The sequence below is a fragment of the Paenibacillus algorifonticola genome (genome assembly GCF_000971975.1).
Taxonomy (GTDB): Bacteria; Bacillota; Bacilli; order Paenibacillales; family Paenibacillaceae; genus Pristimantibacillus; species Pristimantibacillus algorifonticola.
The window spans coordinates 37,154-54,562 of sequence record NZ_LAQO01000050.1 but is presented as its reverse complement, the minus strand read 5'-3'; the positions used below and the strand labels follow the sequence as shown (position 1 = coordinate 54,562).

Here is a 17,409-nt window from a genome sequence, read left to right as displayed (position 1 = left end):
TCTGCCGTATGTCTCAGCGGCGACTCATATAATATATCACGGGTGCCTACAGGATTGCAAGTGTTTTTTCAAAAAAACTTTTTCCTTCTATTAAACCCGCATTACATAGCCTTTTCCGGACGTTACAAAGCCTTATTTGCCGCGGAAAACCCACTTCTTGCTGCCGATAAAATTGAGCACTGTCGTCACCCCTGTAACGAGCAGCTTCGCTAGCCACTCGTTAACAAGCATCTTTTCAGATACGAAATACAATAGGGGCAACGACAGGCCAAGAACCGTACAGCTCAAAATAGTGAACCTTATCGCCTGTGCTTTATCAAACTTGCGTTCTCTTCGCTGCTCCGGCCCTTTGCCAAACGTCAGCCAAGAATTCATAACGTAGCTGTTCACAATACCTGCTCCATAAGAAATCACCTGTGCGCCAACGAAGTACACGCCCAGCCATACCAAGAGGCTAAACACCATAAAATCGACAGCCGTATTTACGAGCCCTATCATATTAAACATTATAAACTGCCTGATTGTTTGCCTCATTGTACCCTGGGACATGTTGCCGCTCCTTTGTCTTCCTATCTTCTTCGCTCAAATGTTTGCATAACTCATCTTCCTAGCACACTAGCCGCTGTAGAGCACCCAGCTTGGGAACCAGCGCAAAATATGAGCCACATATGTCTTGCTGAAAGGCAACCCGGATAATACGGGATAAAACATAATGAACAGCACAACTGCTGCCGCGACGTAGAGGCCTAGATATTTTCTCCACTTCGGATTTTTTTCCTCTGCCGTCTGGAACATATAGAGAATTGCCATGATCATGAACGGCACCATCGCAAAATAATGATAAATAAACGTAAGCCTCGGCACCAGCATCCATGGCAAGTATTGCGACAGATACGCTATCCAGACGATATACATGCGTTTATCCTTGCGCTTAATGCTTATATAGAAAGCACCTATTACCGCGAACAGCCCCGTCCACCAAATAAGCGGATTGCCGAAAGCGGAAATTGACGACACTTCATTAGCATTCTCCAAATCCTTGCCGCTGTAATACCACACCGGGCGCTTCATAAACGGCCATTCCCACCACTGCGAGGAATAAGGATGCGTAGCAACCAGCTCGCTGTGATAAGAATACATATGCTCCTGCTGACTTACAAGGCCTTCAAATGTATATTTGCCATCGCCTGCGTTCAGCACCGGCATAAAGGACAGGCTGTAAATGACAGCCGGAATGGCGATATACGTAACCAAACAGCTCGCGAGCGTCAATAGCGTATTGCGCGGGAAAGCTTGAATGACACGCTTATACGTTTCCCTCAGCTCGGCATTCACCGTTCCAGATGCAAGCGCACGCTTGGAAGCTGCATACTGCTTGTACCGCTCGAACAAAGATAGGCCCAGCATAATGGCAAGCCCTGCCCCGCCGTAAATGACGATCCATTTGGATGCTGCACCGATGCCGAATACGCCCCCTGCAAGCGAAAGCGGAACGAGTGTCTTCCTTAACGCTACTAAATAGAAGTTCATTCTATAGTAACGGTACATGAAGTAAAACATCAGCATAATGAAAAATACAGCGTACACATCGATCGTTGCAATGCGCGTCTGTGTGAAATGCATGAAATCGGCCGCCAGCAAAATCGCGCCAGCTGCTGCATAAACCGTGCGGTAGCGGAACAGCCGCAGCACGAATATATACATGAGCGGAATCATCGCAATGCCGAACAGCGTTCCAATGATCCGCCAGCCGAATGGGCTGAGCCCGAACAGCTTGATACCGATGGCGATGAGTATTTTGCCTAGTGGCGGATGTGTATTTTCATATACCGGCAAATCCTCAAGAAACTCGTATGCGGTACGTGCATGATAAATCTCATCGAAGTATGAGCCGTTCCAATAAGTCGACTTGTAAGCAGCCGAGCTTTGCTCATCAAACAGATGCTCGACCGGACCAAAACGCGGGTCATCGGTCGCTGCCGCATTAGAGCCGATATAAACAATATCTCCAATAGAAAGCGGCTGATCGCTTCCATTCGGATAAAAGGCCATTTCCTGCAGTGAAAAGCCAGTTGAAGCGACTGTAACCTTGGCATATCTCGCGCTCACGTTAAGCGGCTGTACGAGCCATTTTAGATCATCGCCGATTTTCAGTTCCACATCTACGCCGCCGCTCCAGGCATCCGGAGAATTCCCAAACTCCAGCTTGAGCTTGCCGGACCCCACGCCTCCGAACATATTAACCCGCTCCAGCTGCTGCGTCTGGCCAAAATCAACATAAAAGCTCTGGCCATTCTGCTGCGGCTTCCAGCCTGTATTAAGGCTGTTAAACGAGCCCAAATTAAGCAGCGCCACAATCGCATAGACAAGGGTAATACCGCCCATCCACCACCAGTCCTTGCGAGTGAGCTTATTGCTGCCTTTGTCTGGGGAAGATGATTGCAGTCCCTTGCCCTTAGGGATGCTCTGCAGCTCCAGCTCCTTCATTGCCTGTCGGTCTGCTTCACGCAGTTCTTCCTGCGTTAGTGGAGGAACTGGTTTTTGATCATTTTTTACATAGAGAGAATAACCGACATACAGCAAATACGCGAACAAGCATAAATTCGTAATCGAGCACAAAATGACAATGCCGTCGGTCACCGTATGCTGGCCTGCCTCGCTAAATGCAAGCACGTAGCCAACATTAATGAAATGCGTGACACTGAATCCCATCAGGAGATGGAGCAGCCGCCGATCCTGAGACTCGATATAGGCGAAAACATACAGCAAAATGACCGGGAACAGGTAACGTTCATGCATTTTCGTTGCAAACAGAAAGACAATTGTGATGAGAATGACCGCAATAAAATATGAGCTGCCAAGATTGCGCTTTGGCTTGCCCTTGAAGGAGAACCATAGTGCGGCTATAACAGCTAATACAATGGCAATGTTGCCCCATGTTTTATAGGTCAGTGCAAGCCAGCTGCTCTCCAGTGGTGCCCAGTTCCCTCCCGTAAGCGCATATAGGTTGAACGCATTCAGCGTTGCGTACGGATAGGAGGACAGCGTCGCTTTGTAAAGCTCAATAACGCCCATCAAACCGCCATTGTTCAAGAAGAACGGAGCAGCAAATACTAGAAAAGCGATCACGCCATAAGCGACGCTTAGCAAGGCACGTTTCCAATCCCGTTTATGCCAGTAAGCGAGCAATACAACCGGGGCGAAAATCAAAGCCTGCGGTTTAATGAGTACAGCAAGCGCGAACCAGATACCGCCTCGTTCCAGACGCTCCCCTGCCATGCTGCTAATGGCCATAATGAGGAATAGGGTGAAGAAGGAATCCACCTGTCCCCAACCCGCTGAATTGATCCAGATCGCCGGGTTCCAGACATAGAGCAGGGCAAGGCCTGCCGCTGCTGCTGGATTGAGCTTTGTTTTGGCAAAGCGGTAAATGAGCCAGCTGGAGACTAGATCGGCCACGATGGCCGGGAGCTTGAACAGCAGCGTTGCTCCGCTTGTATCCGGATTTATGCTGAACCATGACTTGATGGCAGCAAGAACATACAAAATGTAGACGTAGCCTGGCGGGTAGTCTGCAAAGACCCCTTTTTCATAAAAATGCTGTACGCCATTCTGATAGGCGCGATCCGCCCAGAACATAAAGGTTTTAATATCGTTGACGTAGCCAGGTACCTTAATGGCAATCCATAGCCGGAAAATAAGAGCAGCCGCCATAGCGGCAATCAGCCAGCCACGGTAGGAGGTGCTTGACTTGCCAAGCGGCTGCGTGCGAAGCATTTTCCGATAGAGAAAAACAAACAAGAGACCGAATAAGGCCGATATCGATAATACGGGAAAAGCGGATATCTTTTTCGGGTCCATATTTTCAGTTTCCGATGCTCCGCCACCACCACCTGTCAGCTTCGATGGTTCGAAGGACATGATTTGGACGTTTTCCGGCTTTGCTGGAAGCTGCTCCATTTTCAAATCATCAAACAGCGCTGTTCCCGTGTTCAAGCTCCCGTAGCCGCCCAGGCTGATGCCCATTTGCAGCTCCTTTTGCTCCGGGCCTGTCCGGCCGTAGAATTCGATCAGCTTCCACTCGCCCGCTGTATCGGTCAACTGGGGAAATGGATCACCCACCCCTATAATAAACAGATTCGCACCGGTTGCATCGCTTTTCGCATCTGAAACCTTGACCCAGCCGCTCACATGGTAATAGGCGTCCGGACTAACCGTCAGCTTCTGTATCCACTTGGCATGGTTCGGTTGAAAGTTTTGAATTTTAGCCGCGCCGGTGCCCGAATAAACATCGGACTGCTCCAGCGTGAAGCGCGTGATGCTCTCGCCAGCTTCCCATACATCCTGGGTCCATGACAAAGGTACGCCGGACTCCGCATCCTCGAAGCCAGCATTATGTATAAGATTAAATTCCTCCGCGAACACCTGCTTGCTGCCATAAGGCAAAAAACTGAATAAGAGCATTACCATGCATATGACCAACCGCAAACTTCTCATCGAACCTTTCAGCAACGTCTGTTCACCTCTAATTTCTATAGTCATTTCTATAGTCAATACCTCGCCAAGATAGCTTTTTTTGTCTGAAAATACATATTCACTTTAAAGGAAAATACGGCACGGGTCAATGGACGGAGGCGGCATCAGTCTATTGTCTGGCCTAAAGCACGCTTAAACAGCTATCCTAGCCTATTATAGAAAAAAACCTGCTGAAGCCGCAGGCCTCAACAGGTTAGTAGAAAAAATATGATCGGCTATTCGCCTGCCAGATTGCGCATATGCGGGAACAGCAGCACATCGCGGATGGAAGGCGCATCGGTCAACAGCATAACCAGACGGTCGATGCCGATTCCTAGTCCGCCCGTTGGCGGCAAGCCGTACTCCAGCGCGCGGATGAAATCATCATCCATCTCATGCGCCTCGTCATTGCCTTGCTCCTTCTCCAGCAGCTGCGCCTCAAAACGTTCGCGCTGATCGATCGGGTCGTTCAGCTCTGTAAACGCATTGGCATGCTCGCGCGCCACGATAAACAATTCAAAACGATCGGTGAAGCGCGGATCAACCGGGCTTTTCTTCGCCAGCGGCGAAATCGCAACCGGATGTCCCGTAACGAAGGTCGGCTGAATGAGCGTATGCTCGCAAAACTCTTCAAAGAATGCATTCACAATATGACCGAACGTCATATGCGGCTCTACTTTGACGTTATGCTGCTTCGCAATGGCATGCGCTTCTTCATCCGTCATTTGAACGCTGAAATCAACGCCTTTGATTTCCTTAACCAGATCAACCATTGAAATACGGCGCCATTGCGGCGTCAGATCAACTTCCTGGCCTTGGTACATGATTTTGGTTGTGCCAAGCACATCCTGCGCGATATGCGCGATCATGTTTTCAGTCAATGCCATAATGTCCTTGTAGTCAGCATAAGCCTCGTACAGCTCCAGCATTGTAAACTCTGGGTTATGGCGCGTCGACATGCCTTCATTCCGATATACGCGGCCAATTTCGTAAACCTTCTCCATGCCGCCGACAATCAGGCGTTTCAAATGCAGCTCAATCGCGATACGCATATACAGCTGCATATCAAGCGCATTATGATGCGTAATGAAAGGACGCGCAGAGGCGCCGCCGGGAATAGTATGCAGCGTTGGCGTTTCCACTTCCAGATAGTTTTGGCCATCCAGATAACGTCTCATCGATTGGATAATGCGGGAGCGGGAGATAAACGTCTGCTGAACATCAGGATTCACAATCAGATCGACATAACGCTGGCGGTAGCGCAGCTCGACATCCTTCAGTCCATGGAACTTGTCCGGCAAAGGCAGAAGCGATTTCGTAAGTACGATCACTTCCAGCGCTTTTACCGATACTTCGCCGGTATTCGTCTTGAATACCGTTCCCTTCACGCCGATGATATCGCCGATATCAAGCAGGGTGAACGCTGCGAATTGGTTTTCCTCAACCGTATCCTTGCGCGCATAAATTTGAATTTTGCCGCTTAGATCCTGAATGTGGGCAAAGCTCGCTTTGCCCATGCCGCGCTTCTGCATAATCCGGCCCGCAATGCTTACCTGTTCGGCTTTCTCCTCCAGCTCTTCCTTCGTAAACGACTCATAAGCGGACACGATGTCCTTCGCATTATGCGAACGCTCGAATTTGCTGCCGAATGGATCAATGCCGAGTCCTCTCAGCTCGTCCAGCTTGTCACGGCGGATTTGCAGCAGCTCGCTTAGCTCTTGTTCTTGTACGTGACCTGTCTCGGTGTTCTGATGTTCCAACTTGATTTCATCTCCTAAGGCACCGCTTTAACGTTCAAAAAGCTTCCGCTTTAAGGAAGCTTTCTGAATCAGATACAGTGCAAACCTTATTTTTTAATATCGACGATTCTATATTGTATAACACCGGCAGGTACGCTGACATCAACGACCGTGCCTTCCTTTTTACCCAAAATCGCTCTGCCAACAGGGCTCTCATTGGAAATCTTATTGTTAAGCGGGTCCGATTCCGCAGAACCGACAATCGCATATTCCATTTTATCGCCAAATTCCAGATCTTCTACGGTTACTGTGGAGCCGATGCTGACCACGTCCGTATCGATTTCATCGCTATTGATGATCCGAGCGTTGCGGAGCATTTTTTCCAACGTAATGATACGACCTTCGATGAAGGCCTGCTCATTCTTAGCATCTTCATACTCGGAGTTTTCGCTAATATCGCCGTAGCCAATCGCGACCTTGATCCGCTCAGCTACTTCGCGACGCTTGACCGATTTCAGCATCTCCAGTTCGTCCTCAAGCTTTCTCAAACCTTCCTGAGTCAGAATGATCTCTTTATCGCTCATCTTTCCGATTCTCCCGTCGTGTGACCAATTTTCATACCAGGTATGAATTCACTGTTAATTAATATATTACGCTCCTCTTGCCTCAGACCTGCTGAGGGAGCAGATAAGCCGCATTGACTATAGTCATTAAGGTTATATTGCACGATTATATGCAATGTTCTCCTGAATGTCAATCAAAGCCAAACGACTGGAACGACTTTCTCATAAGGCTCCTTGAAAGCGTTGCCCACCATACATGTACGCCATTCTGCATCGAACACGCCGCTTGTAAAAGCGCCTGTGCCCTATGCCCCCTATTCCAGTTGGCAGGACAGCCAAACGGCCCTTCTTTTTTATTCGTTACAGAACCGCACATTCCTCCCTAACTCGTCTACAAAAAACACAAAGTTCCAAATATATAAGATTTTTTACATAACCTTTCCATTTTCTCAACAACCATCCTAGCTCTCCTCATCTATTATCCAAAAATAAAGGCGAAAAAACCGATCTATGGAAAAATAACGAATGATTTGTCGTATCGCGTCACAAGCACATGAGAATGAGAAGCATCTATACAATCTTATATTTTAAAAAAAGGCAGGCCTCTGAACGTTCTCAGATAACCTGCCCGTTTATTTCATTTGTAAATCAAGCTTGAGGATTTAGCACAGCCGTTTCCTGAACAGCCCGCTCGTGCAAGCTAGAGGCTTGCAGCAGCCAAGCCCTGCTCTTCCAACGACACCACATATTGATCCAAAATGTCTACCATCCGGTCACGGCCGGTTTCTTCCATAATAACATCCTTGACGCGCGCACCGCCCGGCAAGCCTTTCAAATACCAAGCCAAATGCTTGCGCATTTCCCGTACGGCAACCGCTTCGCCTTTCAGATCAATGAGACGATCCAAATGCAGGATAGCGACCTGCATCTTCTCACGAGGCATTGGATCGGGCAGCAGCTCGCCATTCGTCAAATACTGAATGGTCCGGTACAGCATCCAAGGGTTTCCAAGCGCACCGCGTCCAATCATGACGCCGTCGCAGCCCGTATGCTCCAGCAAGCGTTTGGCATCTTCAGGTGAAAAAACATCCCCGTTGCCGATTACCGGAATCGACACCGCTTGCTTCACATCGCGAATGATGTCCCAATTCGCTACGCCTGAGTACAGCTGCTCGCGCGTACGACCGTGCACGCTGACCGCTTTGCCGCCAGCACGCTCAACGGCGCGCGCATTTTCAACTGCATAAATATGCTGGTCATCCCAACCGATACGCATTTTCACCGTTACCGGCTTATCAACAGCTTCTACTACGGCAGAAACCATCTCGTAAATTTTGTTCGGGTCAAGCAGCCAGCGCGCACCTGCATCGCATTTCGTTACTTTCGGTACCGGGCAGCCCATATTGATATCAATAATATCGGCATTGGTTTGTTTGTCCACGACCTTCGCCGCCTCGACCAACGATTCACGGTCACCGCCGAAAATTTGCAAGCTAAGCGGCTTCTCGCGCTCGTCTACAAACAGCATTTCCATCGTCCGCTTATTGCCGTGCAAAATCGCCTTGTCGCTCACCATCTCCGCGCATACAAGACCTGTTCCAAATTCTTTCGCAATTAGACGGAAAGCTGGATTACACACGCCGGCCATCGGTGCAAGCACAACCCTGTTCTTCATCTCGATGTCTCCGATTTTCAGCATGCTTCTCCTCACTCCTTCTGGTTTGTTTAAATATAAGCATTTATAAGTTACACCCTTATAATGGGCTTATATTTCACCCTCGAAACGGTAGCTTTGCCGCCAGAGGATGGCGGCAGCCGTTTACGCTTGCCTACACGCTTCCGTTCGATTCCGAATCCGTCAACTCTTCATAGCTAATACCAAGGGTGTTCGATATATGGATCAATAACTTGGCGTCCGCTTTGCGGGTGCCGCGCTCAAGCGAGCCTAACACCGCTACCGATACGCCTAGTACTTTTGCTAATTCCTGCTGTGTGTAGCCCTTTAGCTTACGAAATGCCCGGACTCGCTGTGCCAATTGATGATTTTCCATAACATGATGCCTTCCTTTCCATCCTGAAGCGCTGAAGCCGCGGCCGCAGCCACCTGTTCCTTAAGCGGATGGGACTGCTCGATCACATCACCAAGCGGAACGAGCACGAAAGAACGTTCCATCATTCGCGGATGCGGAAGCGTCAGCTCCTCGCCATCCATCACGACATCAGCATACAACAGCAAATCGAGATCTATAGTGCGCGGCCCCCAGCGTATATCTCTGACACGCCCAAGCTGCTGCTCGGTATCCAGCAGAACGTGCAGTAAAGCAAGCGGAGACAGCGTAGTTCGCACGGCGATAGCCATATTCAGAAAAGGGGGCTGATCCGTATAGCCGACCGGATCGGTCTCATACACGCCCGAAACGCGAAGCACCTCGATATCTGGGCGGCCGCTTAACTGCTGGATCGCTTGCAGCAAAAGCTGCTGCCGATCGCCTACATTTGAACCTAGAGCCACATAAGCATATGCGGGCGAATTAAACGGTGACAACGCGTCCATCGGCATCCCGCTTTCTGCGCAGCTCTACCGTCACGCCATCAAAATGAATGTCGAACGGCGGGTTCGGCTTCGTCACACGAACCGTTACTTCATTTATCATAGTATAAGCCGCCAGCAACTGGGTTGCAATGCTGCCGGCTAAAGCTTCGATCAATTTAAACGGCGTTCCTTCGACGATTTTCTTCGTTAACGCATGCAATTCGGCATAATTCACCGTTGCTTCCAAATCATCCATCGTTGCCGCCTTCTCCAAATCCAGCAGCAGCTCCAGATCGACACCGAATTTTTGCCCCAGCCTGTTCTCCTCGGCAAAAACACCGTGATAACCGTAAAACTGCATGCCTTTCACAAGCATTCTATCCATAAGCTTACGCCCCTTATACTTATATCTGAATCTATGAATAACGCGGATAGGTAATCGCATCCGACATAGTAGCTGTTCTTTTATTCGCGCGGACATCATGCACCCTAACGATTTGGCAGCCTTGGGCAATGCCAAGTGCAGTCGTTGCTGCCGTACCTTCTACCAGCTCTTCCCGTGGCAGCTCCAGCGTCTGCCTAATGAAGCTTTTGCGCGAAGTGCCCAGCAGCACAGGATAGCCAAGAGCGTGCAGCTCAGCGAGCCGCCCTAGAAGCTCCATATTTTGCTCATAGGTTTTGGCAAAGCCAAGGCCAGGATCGAGCCAGATCTGCTCCTCTTTCACGCCGGCATGTGTTGCGATTTCGATGCTTTCTTTCAAATCGGCAATAACATCCTCTACAAAATCAGCTGCGAGGTAGACGGGATTCGTGCGATTATGCGTTAAAATAACCGGACAGCCGTATTCTGCTGCGGCTACCGCCATATCCGCATCAAATTTGAGTCCCCAAATATCATTGATGATCGTAGCTCCTGCTTCGAGTGCATGGCGCGCTGTCTTTGCTTTATACGTATCAATCGATATCGCGATATGCGGCAGCGCGGCGCGGACAGCTTGAATGACCGGAATAACGCGGCGCAGCTCCTCCTCCGCATCGACCGGCACAAAGCCTGGACGCGTGGACTCGCCGCCGATATCGATAATATCAGCGCCCTCTGCCACCATCTCCACAGCGCGGCTGGCAGCCGCCTCTGCTTCATTAAACTTCCCGCCATCGGAGAAGGAATCTGGCGTCGCATTCAAAATGCCCATAATCAGCGTGCGCTTGCCCAGCTCCAGCCGATTGCCTCCAGCCAGCTCATAGCTCCTGCTGTAATATTCAAGCTTGCCCTCTCTTGCTGTATTCATAAGCTCCGCTCACACCTTTAGCTATACTAGTCTTAATACGCAGTCGGCTGACGCTCTCGCCTTACTTGCTTCTCATCGTATCGGAGCGGTAAGCCATTAACAGCTGGCGAGTGATCGGACCAGCCACAGTCCCAGCTTCTGCTTCGGGTTCAAGCTTGGCTGCATTTCTTGCCGTTTCGTAGCCCACGCCGATTCCCGCACCTGTCCCTTTGCCGACCTGCACCTGAGTGCCGTCGGTACCGGATAACCGCGTCACCGGCACCAGCTCCTGAACGGAGCCCGTCAGCCATATTTCATCTGCCCCAAGCAGCTGTTTCCAGCTGTAGTGGCCTTCCTCCACCTGAAAGCCCGCCGCACGGGCCAGTTCCAGAACGCGCTCTCGCGTAATGCCAGGCAAAATGCCTGTATCCACCGCAGGCGTCCGAATAACACCATCTTGGGCGAAAAAAAGATTGCTGACGATGCCTTCCGTCAGCAGGCCATCACCGCTCAGCATCAATCCTTCTGCACCCGGCGAGGCATCGCTCGCGGCAAGCTCACGCTTCGCTATAATATTATTCATATAATGCAGCGATTTAAGCCGAATCTCGCCTTCAGGCGTATTGCGCTTCGTGTGCAGCAGCCTAAGCTCGCGGCCATGCTCATAAAGCGCAGCCTGATATGGCGGTAGCGGCTTCATCAAGATCAACTCCTGCGGCTGCTCGTAATCGCCCGTTGGCAGGCCTAGTCCGCCATCGCCTGCTGTAACGGTCAGCCGGACATAGCCGTCCTTCAGCTCGTTCGCATGAAGCAGTTCGGCAATGCTCGCCTCAAGCGCGCTTTGATCCGCTTTGTAGCGAATGCCCAGCGACAAACAGCCCGCTTCGAGCCGCCGCAAATGCCGGTCCAGCAAATAAGCGCGGCCGCCATAGGTCCGAAACGTCTCGAACAAACCCAAACCGTACAAAAAGCCGTGATCGTATATTGAGATCACAGCTTGCCTTGCATCCATGACAACGCCGCCCAACGCAACCTTCATCGCGGCGCGCCTGTACGAATTTTCAAAAAGTTGCGCAGCAGCGTCAGCCCATGCTCGGAAATAATTGATTCCGGATGGAATTGCACCCCTTCAATCGGGTACTCTTTATGGCGAAGGGCCATAATTTCGCCTTCCGCTGTTTCTGCGCTGATTTCAAGACAGTCTGGCAGGGTCTCTTTTTTCACGATAAGGGAATGGTAACGGGTTGCGGTGAACGGCGAAGGGATGCCTTCAAAAATCGTTTTGCCGTCATGCACCATTTGCGATGTTTTGCCATGCATCAAACGTTCTGCGCGAATGACATCGCCGCCAAACGCTTGTCCGATTGCCTGATGGCCAAGGCATACGCCGAAAATCGGAATTTTTCCTTTAAAATGCTCAATGAGCGACAGGCTTATGCCCGCCTCGTTCGGAGAACAAGGTCCCGGCGAAATCAAAATATGATCAGGTGCCAGCTGCTCAATGTCCGCCAGCCCCAGCTCATCATTTCTTTTGACCACAATGTCCTCGCCAAGCTCGCCTAAATATTGCACCAGGTTGTAGGTAAACGAATCATAGTTATCTATTACGAGAATCATCGCATGCGCCCCCTCTATTGTTTGCGCCCGCTTGGCGCAGCCTGCCTGAACCGTTCACTATACTCAATCGCCTTCCACAGCGCCTTAGCCTTGCTTAGTGATTCCTTATATTCGCGCTCTGGCTTGGAATCAATGACAATGCCCGCTCCGGCCTGAATATGCACCATGCCGTCCTTGACGACCATTGTTCGTATAATAATATTAAATTCCATATCGCCATTATAGTCAATCCATCCAAGCGAGCCGGTATAAGGACCGCGCCTTACAGGCTCCAGCTCTTCAATGATTTCCATCGTGCGGATTTTGGGAGCGCCTGTTATGGTGCCGCCTGGGAAAGTCGCCGCAATGACATCATAAGCATCCTTGCCCTCGGCAAGCCGCCCCTCGACTTGGGATACCAAATGCATCACATGCGAATATTGCTCAATGACCATCAGCTCTTCCACTTTCACCGTACCGTAAGCCGAAATCCTCCCCAAATCGTTGCGCTCCAGATCGACCAGCATAATATGCTCGGCGCGCTCCTTCTCGCTCGTACGCAGCTCTTCCGCCATGAGCTCGTTTTCCGCTTCTGTCCGGCCGCGTCTGCGCGTTCCGGCAATGGGGCGGGCTGCAAGCAAATCGCCACGGCGCTCAACCAGCAGCTCCGGCGAAGCCGACACGAGCTGAAAATCAGGGCAGCGCAGAAATCCCATATAAGGAGATGGATTAATTAGACGAAGCCACTCGTACAGCTCTTCCGGCTGCGCATCCAGCGACCGGCTTTGCCTTACCGATAAATTCACCTGAAATACGTCGCCTTGCCCAATGTAACGCTGAATTTGCCGAACAGCCTCCTCAAAGGCTTCCTTCGAAAAACGCGTGCTGATCCCGTCCAGCGCATCCAGATTGTTCTGAAGCGAATCATCCGCGGTGAGCCGCAGACGCTCTTGCCGCAACAGGTGGCTGTCGCTTGCAGCATTATTCTCGCTTCGCTGCCCGTTCGCTCCGCTTTCGAACCGCCGCTCCCAATAGGCGGCCATCTCGCCCGTCCGCGAGCAAGCTTGCGCATAAAGCAGCCGCAGCTCCTCTTCACCCGCATCGCTTGGCACAAGCGTATGCACAGCGCAATATAGCTTCTTGTCGCTATGATCGACAATCCACAGTTCATTTAAACGCAGAAATAAATAATCCGGCAAATTCAAATCGTCTTCCGTCAGCTCCGGCAGCCGTTCAATCGAACGAATGACGTCATAGCTCCAAAATCCGACGCATCCCCCCGTCCATTTCGGCGTGTCGGCTGCTTCAAGCTTTGGCGCGCAATAAGGCTCCATCCAGCTCCGTACCACTTCTAGCGGCTTGCCCTGATAGCGCACAACTGAATCAGCCGCATGCGCAGCTTCGGCAGCATCCGTCCGAAGCGTCCGGGCTTCCGCCTCCAGACCCTTGCCGCGAATAACGCTTTCCGGGTGCAAGCCGAGATACGTATAGCGCCCGCCCTTGCCGCTCTCCAGCACAAAAGCATACGGCGATGCATCCCGCCATGCCTCTTCCCATGAAGCGACGCCTTCTTCCCCAAGCGGCAGCTCCCGCAGCAGTGGAAAAGTCGTATACTTCCGTTCGGCGTGCCACCCTAACCAATAGTCCAAGGCGGTGAACATCACCTTCCAACCCCCGATCGACAAGCATGTTTATTTTGCCTAGTATACAGAATACCCGTCCAAAAGGAAAGAGCGATGCCGCCATATTCCCACGACCAATTGCGCCCATCAAGGTGAAACGGCTGTCGCCATTCTTTGGCGGCCCGGCGCGTTTCAGTCCGAGAAATATAGAGTAAGGATAGAACAATTATATGCTTTCCTATATTTCAAGCGTAAACGGCTGCAGCCGTCCTCTGGCGGCAAAGCTACCGTTTCGAGGGTGAATTATAAGCCGTTTATAAGGGTGAAACTTATAAATTCTTATAATTGAAAAAAGCCCTCCACTCAAATGAATGGAAGGCCAGTCAAACGGTACACCGATCCTACTTAAGGCACGGCCCCGCTTGGACATAAATGTTAGTTCTCGAAGTTGAACAGCGGCGTACTGAGGTAACGCTCACCGTTACTTGGAACAACCGCGATTACGCGCTTGCCTTTGCCAAGTTCCTTCGCTACTTTCAAAGCAGCATAGATCGCAGCACCGGAGGAAATTCCGCACAAAATGCCTTCTTCTTTCGCAGCACGGCGTGCGTAGTCGAATGCATCATCATTTTCAACGGTAATGACTTCATCATAAATTTCGCGATCCAAAATCGTCGGCACAAAGTTAGCGCCAATCCCTTGGATTTTGTGAGGGCCAGGCTGTCCGCCCGAAAGCAGTGGGGATGCCGCTGGCTCAACCGCGTAAATTTTAATATCTTTGAAGTTCTTTTTCAGCACTTCGCCAGTACCCGTAATCGTACCGCCAGTACCAATACCCGCTACGAATGCATCCAGCTTGCCGTCTAGGGAGTTGATTGCCTCAACGATTTCTGGGCCAGTTGTCTCGCGGTGGATTTTTACATTGGCTTGGTTGTTGAACTGCTGCGGGATAAAATAGGACGGGTTTTCCTTCGCCAGCTCCTCGGCTTTGCGAACAGCTCCGTTCATGCCTTCCGAACCCGGCGTCAGAACCACTTCTGCGCCATAAGCACGAAGCAGGTTGCGGCGCTCAATACTCATCGTCTCAGGCATAACGAGGATGGCTTTATAGCCTTTAGCTGCTGCTACCAATGCAAGGCCGATACCTGTGTTGCCGCTCGTAGGCTCAACAATTGTATCGCCTGGCTTAATGATGCCTTCCTGCTCAGCTACCTCGATCATGCTGATTGCGATACGGTCTTTTACGCTCGCACCTGGATTTTGATATTCAAGCTTCACATAAATTTCAGCGCTGTCCTCAGGAACAAGACGATTCAAGCGAACTAGCGGTGTATCACCAATTAGATCAGTAATGCTTTGCACGATTTTTGCCATGTGTCATACTTCCTCCTTATTCCGACTAATTCAGTTGGTTTTTAATCTAATTCCATCTTATCAATGAGTTGTATTCGTTGTCAATACCTTCATTTCCTTCAAGCGTAAACGGCTGGCTAACGCCATCCCTGACCGGCAAAGCCTCGTTTCTGTTGAAATATAAGCCGGATATAAGTAGAAGCCTTATAAATGCTTATATTTTGAAAAAGACGGATTGTTCGCCCATTTTCTGTTCGGCTGGCGAAAGCGGCTATATGATGCTCCAATATAATGGAAGCTTATAAACAAACCTAAAATTTCTTATATTTACGGAAAAGTGACAGCGTCATATTTGTCCAATAACTGCTGCTCAATCTGGCTGAGCGGAGGCGCTTGTGATAATGCCAACTCTTTGCGAACCAGCTCATAAAGCTGCTGGCCTTTTGGCTTATCCGTTGTGTGACGCTCCATCAAGCGAATAATGGCATAACCTTCGGCAATCGCTATCGGGCCAGCGATCTCTCCCGTGCCCAGCTTGCTTGCCGCTGAAAGAATCGCCAGCTCATGAAACGGATCATTGGCATCAATTAGGCCCAGATCACCGCCAGCTTCTGCCGTAAAAGCATCTATCGAGTACTCAGACGCTGTTTGCGCGAAGTCTGCTCCTTGTGAGAGCTTGTCCAGCACGCGGTTCGCCTCTTCGATATTAGCCGTCACAATCCAAGATAAGCGATATTGCAGCTTGTCGCCGTACTGCTCCTCATGATCCGCAATGTAGCGTTCAACCTCAGCGTCCGGCACATCCACTTTCTGGATTGCTATTTTTTCAGTCAACAGCCTGTACTTCGTATCTTTCAAAACTTCTTCCTTGGACATGCCAAGCTGCTGATCCATGACGCGGTAAAAATCCTCTTCGCTTTCATACCCTTCTGCCTGCTCCTCAACAGCTCTCTGCTGTTCCTGAGCGGTCACCTCAAGCTGCTGGGAGGCAGCCTCTTGGTCAATGGCGCTGTGAATCATCATCAGCTTTAGGGTAGCTTCGCCATATTGCTCGCTGAGCCTATTCATCAGTTCGCTTTCCCTGATGCTGTAGCCGCCGATAATGGCGACGATTTTATCATTTTCCGAGCTGCCCGGTACGACCTCATTGCCCGTTTCCGTACGCGTTCCCGAATCCGGCTCATGCTCCGGCAAGCTTTCAGAAAACGGCGACAATCTCACTACAACAACTACACTGAGCACGATCATGCACAACGCCTGAATGACGACGATCGTCCTGACTACACCGATTTTATTCATTGCCCGGTAGCCTCCATATTAATGGATTGGCTTCGGTTTGGCTTGTTCCAGCAATTGCTCCAGCTCAATGCGGTTAAACTGATACGCTTCATTACAGAAGTGACAGACGACCTCTGCTTTTCCTTCATCTTCAATCGTTTGCTGCAATTCCGATTCACCCATGCTGATCAGGGTTTGTTCCACCCGCTCACGCGAGCATTTGCATTGAAAACGCAAATCTAGCGACTCATGAATCACTACATCATCGCCGACGACCCACTTGAGCAGCCCTTCCGGTGTTTCGCCTTGATCGAGCAGCGCAGTGACAGGAGGCATCGCACTGAGCGCTTTCTCCAGCTTTGTAATTTCCGCATCCGTAAGTCCTGGCATCAGCTGTACGATAAAGCCGCCTGCATGGATGACGCGACCGTCTTCATCGACCAGCACACCAAGCCCAACAGCGGAAGGCGTCTGCTCCGATACAGCAAAATAATAGGTGAAGTCTTCGCCTAGCTCGCCTGAAACAATCGGGACGCTGCCGCGGTAAGGCTCTTTCAAGCCAAGATCCTTTGTGATATGAATATAACCGCTATGGCCTACCGCACCTGCAACATCAAGCTTGCCCTGCGCGTTGCTTGGAAGCAGAACGAGCGGATTATCCGTATAACCCCTCACATCTCCATGAGCATTCGCATCAACGACAATTTGTCCTATCGGCCCTTCGCCTTTTACTTGAATCGTCAGCTTCTCCTCGCCTTTCAGCATCGCGCCCATAATAGCTCCGGCTGTCGCCGTTCTGCCAAGCGCCGCTGTTGCTGTCGGCAATGTACCGTGCCGGCGCTGCAGCTCATCGACCAATTGCGTCGTACGGGCAGCGAAAACACGAATTTTGCCTTCCCATGCCGTGCCGCGCACCAAAAAATCTTTCCTTTGCTCCATCAT

General features: G+C 50.6%; 15 protein-coding genes. All 15 read right to left on the bottom strand.

The features are described 5' to 3' along the window. Positions 1 to 132: 132 nt before the first annotated feature. The 15 genes from WH37_RS30630 to hslO all read right to left on the bottom strand — a co-directional run bounded on the left by WH37_RS30630 (position 133) and on the right by hslO (position 17,406). Positions 133 to 549: a GtrA family protein gene (locus tag WH37_RS30630; RefSeq protein WP_046234455.1), complete on the bottom strand. Its 417-nt coding sequence runs from the start codon at positions 547 to 549 to the stop codon at positions 133 to 135. A gap of 66 nt (positions 550 to 615) precedes the next feature. Then, on the bottom strand, positions 616 to 4,470 hold the full coding sequence (locus WH37_RS30625; RefSeq protein WP_231594441.1) for a glycosyltransferase family 39 protein: 3,855 nt from the start codon (positions 4,468 to 4,470) through the stop codon (positions 616 to 618). A 281-nt stretch (positions 4,471 to 4,751) separates the two neighbouring features. Next, positions 4,752 to 6,275 carry a lysine--tRNA ligase gene (lysS, locus tag WH37_RS30620; RefSeq protein WP_046234454.1) on the bottom strand — a complete coding sequence of 508 codons (1,524 nt, stop codon included), beginning with the start codon at positions 6,273 to 6,275 and terminating at the stop codon, positions 4,752 to 4,754. An 86-nt stretch (positions 6,276 to 6,361) separates the two neighbouring features. Beyond that, positions 6,362 to 6,838 carry a transcription elongation factor GreA gene (gene greA / locus WH37_RS30615; RefSeq protein WP_046234453.1) on the bottom strand — a complete coding sequence of 159 codons (477 nt, stop codon included), beginning with the start codon at positions 6,836 to 6,838 and terminating at the stop codon, positions 6,362 to 6,364. Positions 6,839 to 7,517: 679 nt separating this feature from the next. Further along, positions 7,518 to 8,516 carry a tRNA dihydrouridine synthase DusB gene (dusB, locus tag WH37_RS30610; protein ID WP_046234452.1) on the bottom strand — a complete coding sequence of 333 codons (999 nt, stop codon included), beginning with the start codon at positions 8,514 to 8,516 and terminating at the stop codon, positions 7,518 to 7,520. Positions 8,517 to 8,646: 130 nt separating this feature from the next. Beyond that, positions 8,647 to 8,868: a helix-turn-helix domain-containing protein gene (locus WH37_RS30605; RefSeq protein ID WP_046234451.1), complete on the bottom strand. Its 222-nt coding sequence runs from the start codon at positions 8,866 to 8,868 to the stop codon at positions 8,647 to 8,649. Then, positions 8,820 to 9,371, bottom strand: coding sequence for a 2-amino-4-hydroxy-6-hydroxymethyldihydropteridine diphosphokinase (folK, locus tag WH37_RS30600; protein ID WP_046234450.1), 552 nt, complete (start codon positions 9,369 to 9,371; stop codon positions 8,820 to 8,822). Before folK ends, WH37_RS30605 begins: the two co-directional genes overlap by 49 nt. Next, positions 9,349 to 9,735 carry a dihydroneopterin aldolase gene (gene folB, locus WH37_RS30595; protein WP_046234449.1) on the bottom strand — a complete coding sequence of 129 codons (387 nt, stop codon included), beginning with the start codon at positions 9,733 to 9,735 and terminating at the stop codon, positions 9,349 to 9,351. The genes folK and folB overlap by 23 nt, the downstream gene beginning before the upstream one ends. A 31-nt stretch (positions 9,736 to 9,766) precedes the next feature. Next, a complete protein-coding gene (folP, locus tag WH37_RS30590) occupies positions 9,767 to 10,639 on the bottom strand; it encodes a dihydropteroate synthase (RefSeq protein ID WP_046234448.1) in 873 nt (290 codons plus the stop codon). Between the two features lie 61 nt (positions 10,640 to 10,700). Beyond that, entirely contained in the window at positions 10,701 to 11,657 is a 957-nt protein-coding gene (locus WH37_RS30585) for an aminotransferase class IV (protein WP_046234447.1), read from the bottom strand. Next, a complete protein-coding gene (pabA, locus tag WH37_RS30580) occupies positions 11,654 to 12,235 on the bottom strand; it encodes an aminodeoxychorismate/anthranilate synthase component II (protein WP_046234446.1) in 582 nt (193 codons plus the stop codon). Before pabA ends, WH37_RS30585 begins: the two co-directional genes overlap by 4 nt. Before the next feature lie 14 nt (positions 12,236 to 12,249). Continuing rightward, positions 12,250 to 13,875 (bottom strand): anthranilate synthase component I family protein, encoded by a 1,626-nt coding sequence (locus tag WH37_RS30575; RefSeq protein ID WP_143088719.1) that lies wholly within the window; start codon positions 13,873 to 13,875, stop codon positions 12,250 to 12,252. Positions 13,876 to 14,271: 396 nt separating this feature from the next. Then, positions 14,272 to 15,210, bottom strand: coding sequence for a cysteine synthase A (gene cysK / locus WH37_RS30570; RefSeq protein WP_046234444.1), 939 nt, complete (start codon positions 15,208 to 15,210; stop codon positions 14,272 to 14,274). A 306-nt stretch (positions 15,211 to 15,516) separates the two neighbouring features. After that, entirely contained in the window at positions 15,517 to 16,488 is a 972-nt protein-coding gene (locus WH37_RS30565; RefSeq protein ID WP_046234443.1) for a peptidylprolyl isomerase, read from the bottom strand. Between the two features lie 18 nt (positions 16,489 to 16,506). Continuing rightward, positions 16,507 to 17,406, bottom strand: coding sequence for an Hsp33 family molecular chaperone HslO (hslO, locus tag WH37_RS30560; protein ID WP_046234459.1), 900 nt, complete (start codon positions 17,404 to 17,406; stop codon positions 16,507 to 16,509). Between the last annotated feature and the right edge of the window lie 3 nt (positions 17,407 to 17,409).

Bases quoted from the DNA above. Each gene is read 5' to 3' on its own strand.
- WH37_RS30625 (WP_231594441.1), bottom strand. From the start codon at position 4,470: ATGGTAATGCTCTTATTCAGTTTTTTGCCTTATGGCAGCAAGCAGGTG.
- cysK (WP_046234444.1), bottom strand. From the start codon at position 15,210: ATGGCAAAAATCGTGCAAAGCATTACTGATCTAATTGGTGATACACCG.
- pabA (WP_046234446.1), bottom strand. From the start codon at position 12,235: ATGATTCTCGTAATAGATAACTATGATTCGTTTACCTACAACCTGGTG.
- hslO (WP_046234459.1), bottom strand. From the start codon at position 17,406: ATGGAGCAAAGGAAAGATTTTTTGGTGCGCGGCACGGCATGGGAAGGC.
- dusB (WP_046234452.1), bottom strand. From the start codon at position 8,516: ATGCTGAAAATCGGAGACATCGAGATGAAGAACAGGGTTGTGCTTGCA.
- WH37_RS30605 (WP_046234451.1), bottom strand. From the start codon at position 8,868: ATGGAAAATCATCAATTGGCACAGCGAGTCCGGGCATTTCGTAAGCTA.
- WH37_RS30630 (WP_046234455.1), bottom strand. From the start codon at position 549: ATGTCCCAGGGTACAATGAGGCAAACAATCAGGCAGTTTATAATGTTT.
- WH37_RS30575 (WP_143088719.1), bottom strand. From the start codon at position 13,875: ATGTTCACCGCCTTGGACTATTGGTTAGGGTGGCACGCCGAACGGAAG.
- WH37_RS30585 (WP_046234447.1), bottom strand. From the start codon at position 11,657: ATGAAGGTTGCGTTGGGCGGCGTTGTCATGGATGCAAGGCAAGCTGTG.
- greA (WP_046234453.1), bottom strand. From the start codon at position 6,838: ATGAGCGATAAAGAGATCATTCTGACTCAGGAAGGTTTGAGAAAGCTT.
- folB (WP_046234449.1), bottom strand. From the start codon at position 9,735: ATGGATAGAATGCTTGTGAAAGGCATGCAGTTTTACGGTTATCACGGT.
- folP (WP_046234448.1), bottom strand. From the start codon at position 10,639: ATGAATACAGCAAGAGAGGGCAAGCTTGAATATTACAGCAGGAGCTAT.
- folK (WP_046234450.1), bottom strand. From the start codon at position 9,371: ATGGACGCGTTGTCACCGTTTAATTCGCCCGCATATGCTTATGTGGCT.
- WH37_RS30565 (WP_046234443.1), bottom strand. From the start codon at position 16,488: ATGAATAAAATCGGTGTAGTCAGGACGATCGTCGTCATTCAGGCGTTG.